Origin of the sequence: Haladaptatus sp. AB618 (assembly GCF_024136965.1) — an archaeon.
Lineage (GTDB): Archaea > Halobacteriota > Halobacteria > Halobacteriales > Haladaptataceae > Haladaptatus.
In genome coordinates this window covers 1-455 of sequence record NZ_JAMYJX010000030.1, presented here as the reverse complement: position 1 = coordinate 455, position 455 = coordinate 1, and the positions used below count along the sequence as shown (strand labels likewise).

Annotated in this window: 1 rRNA gene; it reads left to right on the top strand. The window is 54.3% G+C overall.

What is annotated here, in order from left to right:
• Nucleotides 1–186: 186 nt before the first annotated feature.
• Nucleotides 187–455 (top strand): 16S ribosomal RNA (locus NKF26_RS23965); the annotation flags it as partial.

Genomic DNA, 455 nt, shown 5'->3' with positions numbered 1-455 from the left:
AAATGAGGATTCCACCCCTGCGGTCAGCCGTATACGATGGAATCTGATGTTAGCCCTGGCAGTTCGGTGACACCCGTCCAGTTACTTGGTTCGGGGTCGTCGAACTGACGGACCAACGTATATGCGACACTATACATGCATTAGCATGCTTCCGCCAGACCCACCGAGCAGTTATGCTCGGCAACCATTCCGGTTGATCCTGCCGGAGGCCATTGCTATTGGAGTTCGATTTAGCCATGCTAGTTGTACGAGCTTAGACTCGTAGCGGAAAGCTCAGTAACACGTGGCCAAACTGCCCTATAGATCAGAATACTCTCGGGAAACTGAGGCTAATACTGAATAACGCTCCCCTGCTGGAACTGCAGGGAGCCGGAAACGCTCCGGCGCTATAGGATGTGGCTGCGGCCGATTAGGTAGACGGTGGGGTAACGGCCCACCGTGCCGATAATCGGTAC